Origin of the sequence: Trebonia sp., assembly GCF_049794275.1 — a bacterium.
Lineage (GTDB): Bacteria > Actinomycetota > Actinomycetes > Streptosporangiales > Streptosporangiaceae > Trebonia.
Window position 1 is genome coordinate 1 of record NZ_JBARCR010000319.1, and the last position, 3,503, is coordinate 3,503.

General features: G+C 71.8%; 5 protein-coding genes. 3 read left to right on the forward strand and 2 right to left on the reverse strand.

What is annotated here, in order from left to right:
- Positions 1-195 (forward strand): hypothetical protein (locus tag WA805_RS08865; RefSeq protein ID WP_425242097.1); only part of this gene is annotated, 195 nt, incomplete at its 5' end.
- An 89-nt stretch (positions 196-284) separates the two neighbouring features.
- Positions 285-746: a DUF1707 SHOCT-like domain-containing protein gene (locus tag WA805_RS08870; protein WP_422272990.1), complete on the forward strand. Its 462-nt coding sequence runs from the start codon at positions 285-287 to the stop codon at positions 744-746.
- A gap of 7 nt (positions 747-753) precedes the next feature.
- On the opposite strand, the gene dnaN is transcribed toward WA805_RS08870, so the two are convergent.
- Complete coding sequence (dnaN, locus tag WA805_RS08875) at positions 754-1,908, reverse strand: DNA polymerase III subunit beta (RefSeq protein WP_422337274.1); 1,155 nt, start codon at positions 1,906-1,908, stop codon at positions 754-756.
- Positions 1,909-1,952: 44 nt separating this feature from the next.
- Entirely contained in the window at positions 1,953-2,693 is a 741-nt protein-coding gene (locus WA805_RS08880) for a dienelactone hydrolase family protein (protein WP_425242098.1), read from the reverse strand.
- Positions 2,694-2,859: 166 nt separating this feature from the next.
- On the opposite strand from WA805_RS08880, the gene WA805_RS08885 reads away from it, so the two are divergent.
- The coding region (locus tag WA805_RS08885; protein WP_425242099.1) for an aldo/keto reductase at positions 2,860-3,503 on the forward strand (644 nt) is incomplete at its 3' end.

Below are 3,503 nucleotides of genomic sequence, written 5' to 3' on the forward strand. Positions count from 1 at the left end.
ACCGCGGGCTCGGTCTTGGTCACGATGCTGGTCGTCGCCGCGCTGTTCCTGGTCGGCACGCTTGGCGCGTTCGGCATCGGGGCCGGGCGTCCGTTCGGGATCGTGCTGATTTTGGCCGCGTTCGGGCTGCTGCGGCGGCTGTTCTTCCGGCGCCGGGTCGGCGGGTGCGGACCGCGGCGGCGCGGCCGCTGGTAGCGCCACGCCGCTCCGGGTTCCCTCCGCCGCAGGTCGGACTTATGGTGGAGGGGTACCGAACTTTCGATCAAGTACGGAAGCGGGTGGCGATGCGTTACTACGCTCCGTTCCCCGGCCCCGGCGGCGAGCTGCCTGGCGGCCGTGGCCGTGAGTCATTCCCGGCCGTGGCACCGCACACGCTGCGCATCGGGGACGCGGAGCGGGACGCCGCTGCGGCGGATCTCGGCGAGCACTACGTGGCCGGCCGGCTGACCCTCGACGAGCTGAACCACCGGCTCGGCGCGGTATTCTCCGCCCGGACGTACGGCCAGCTCACCCGGATCATGGCCGACCTGCCGAGGCTGCGGCGGCCGGACTGGGTGCCGGTGTCCTGGCCGCCGGACGGGTTCCCGCCGCACGAGCGGGGGCGGCCCGGCACGCCGTCGGACCGGGCAGGCCGGTTCGCCGCGCTGTCGCTGCTGGTCCTGGCCATGGTGATCTGGCTGCTGACCGCCATGCTGTTCGCCAGGCACGGGTTCTACTACTACCCGGGCCCGCCAGGGGGGCATTAGCCGTCCGCTACTGCTGCACGCGCTGCGGCACGACCAGGTACCTGAAGTCGTTTCCCGGCCCGCCCGGGGCGCCGGGCGGCGACTGCGTGATCACCGCGGGCTTGCTCGCGCTAGTGAAGCGCAGCCTGACCCGCCCGTCCTCGGCGCCTGCCGTCGCCGCGACCACTCCGTCGAGCAGGTAGCCGGGGCTGAACGCGATCACCGGCTCGGCGCCGCTGAACTCCGCGGGCACCGTCTCCCTGGCCCGCGCGTGGCCCTGGGTGGCCGCGCCCACCGTGACCCGGCCAGGGCCGAACGACAGCTGGACCGGCGTGCCGCGCTCGGCGACGAGCGACACCCGGCGCACCGCCTCGGTGAACGCCTCGGCGGGCAGGTCAGCCGTGGAGCCGAACTCGTCGGGGAACCTGGACCGGTACTTGATGAACTCGCCGGCCAGCAGCCGGGTGGTGAGCCGCCTGTCGCCGGCCTCGAAGCCGATCATCGCGTCCGCGCTGTCCGGCGTGCCGCTGGCCCGCAGCATGATCCGCACCGGCTCGCCAGGGGTCATCAGGCGGGCCGCGTCGGCCAGCGTCCTGGCGGGCACCAGGACCGTGGCGTCGCCGGTGCCGGGCGACGGCGACCAGGCGAGCTCCCGCACGGCCAGCCGGTACCGGTCTGTCGCGGCGAGCGTCATCGTCTGCCCGGTGAGCTCAAGGTTGACCGCGGTCAGCATCGGCAGCGTGTCGTCGCGGCTCGCCGCCGGGGTGACCTGGCCGATCGCGGCGGCCAGCGACCCGCCGTCCGCGGTCCCCGCCAGGTGCGGCAGGTCAGGGAGGTCGGGGTACTCGCCCGCGGGAAGGGTGGCCAGCGTGAACGCCGCCTCCCCGCATATCATGCTCACGCCGTCGGGATCGTCGGTGAACTCGACGGGGCGGCCCGGCAGGCTCCTGGTGATCTCCACCAGGAGCCTGCCGGGCACCAGGACCGTCCCCGGCTCGGCTACCTCGGCAGCCACTCGCATCCGGGCCGACACCTCATAGTCGAAGCACGACAGGATCAGCCCGTCGTCGGCGGCGCGCAGCAGCAGCCCGCCCAGCACGGCGACCACCGGGCGGGTGGGCAGCGCCCGCGCCACCCACGTCACGGCCTCCGCGAGCGCGTCACGCTCCACGGTGAACTTCATAGCCCCATCCTGGCATGGGGCACTGACATTCGAGCCGGGCCGCGTCAGGCGAGGTACGTGCCGAAGAAATCGAAGATCTTCTGCCAGCCGTCCATTGCCGCCTCGGGCCGGTAGGCGGGCCGGTTCACCGAGAAGAACGCGTGCCCGGCGCCCTCGTAGCTGTGGAACTCGTACGTCTTGCCCGCCTCCTGCAGCGCCTTCTCCAGCTCGGCGACCTGCTCGGGCGACGGGTGCTGATCGTCCGCGCCGAACAGCCCGAGCAGCGGGCACGACAGCTGGGGCGTCTTGTCCACGATCGGGCCGACCTTGAGCGGCATGCCCTCCGGCGGGGTGCCCACGACGAACGCGCCGTAGCAGTCCACCGCCGCGTCCAGCGGCAGGCTGACCGCCGCGAGGAACGACTGGCGGCCGCCCGAGCAGTAGCCGATCGTGCCGGCCTTGCCGTTGGAGTTCGGCATCGCCCGCAGGTACACGACCGCGCCGCCCACGTCTCCGACCAGCCGCTCATCCTGCACGCCTCCCGCCGCCCGCGCGGTGGCGGCGGCGTCGTCCGGGCTGGCCCCGGGTGCCTCACGCCAGTACAGGTTGGGGCACACGGCGTTGTAGCCGTGCACGGCGAACGTCCTGGTGATCTCCTTGGTCTGCTCGTCGTATCCGGGCATGTGATGGATGACCACAACACTGCCGAACGGGCCCGGTCCGAGCGGGCGGGCCAGATAGGCCTCTATCTGGTCCCCGCCGGCCCCGGCCAGGCTGATGGTCTCTGCCTGAATCGCGTCATACATGGAGCGCCCTACTTCCTGTACGTCGTCGTCTTGCCGCACTGCACTGGTGTTGCCGGGCCGGCGCCGCAGTCGATTGCGGCACAGCCGGCCCTGTTACTTGTGCCCAGGCAACTATCACATCCTGCCAGCCGTCCCCGGCGGGCGAGGCCAGTGGCAGACTCCTTCCATGACCTACGTAGCTGCCGAGGACCGGTACGAGGAGAAGATGCCCTACCGCCGCTGCGGGCGCAGCGGGATCGAGCTCCCCGAGGTGTCCCTCGGACTCTGGCAGAACTTCGGTGACGACCGGACCGTGGACACCCAGCGGGCCATCTTGCGGCGCGCGTTCGACCTCGGCGTGACCCATTTCGACCTGGCCAACAACTACGGCCCGCCGTACGGCTCGGCCGAGATCAACTTCGGCCGGATCCTCCGCGAGGACCTGCGGCCGTACCGGGACGAGCTCATCATCTCGACCAAGGCCGGCTACGACATGTGGCCCGGCCCGTACGGCGATCGCGGATCCCGCAAGTACCTGCTGGCCAGCCTCGACCAGTCGCTGGGCCGGATGGGCCTGGAGTACGTGGACATCTTTTACAGCCACCGCGCCGATCCGGACACCCCGCTCGAGGAGACCATGGGCGCGCTGGCCACGGCGGTCACCTCAGGGCGGGCCGTGTACGCCGGCATCTCCTCCTCTTCCGCGGAGCGGACCCGGGAGGCCGCGGCGATCCTGCGCGAGCTGGGCGTGCCCCTGCTGATCCACCAGCCCTCCTACTCCATGCTCAACCGCTGGGTCGAAGCGGAGCTGCTGGACACGCTCGAGGAGGA

Coding starts and splice junctions, on each gene's coding strand:
- WA805_RS08870 (WP_422272990.1), top strand. CDS start 285: ATGCGTTACTACGCTCCGTTCCCCGGCCCCGGCGGCGAGCTGCCTGGC.
- WA805_RS08880 (WP_425242098.1), bottom strand. CDS start 2,693: ATGTATGACGCGATTCAGGCAGAGACCATCAGCCTGGCCGGGGCCGGC.
- dnaN (WP_422337274.1), bottom strand. CDS start 1,908: ATGAAGTTCACCGTGGAGCGTGACGCGCTCGCGGAGGCCGTGACGTGG.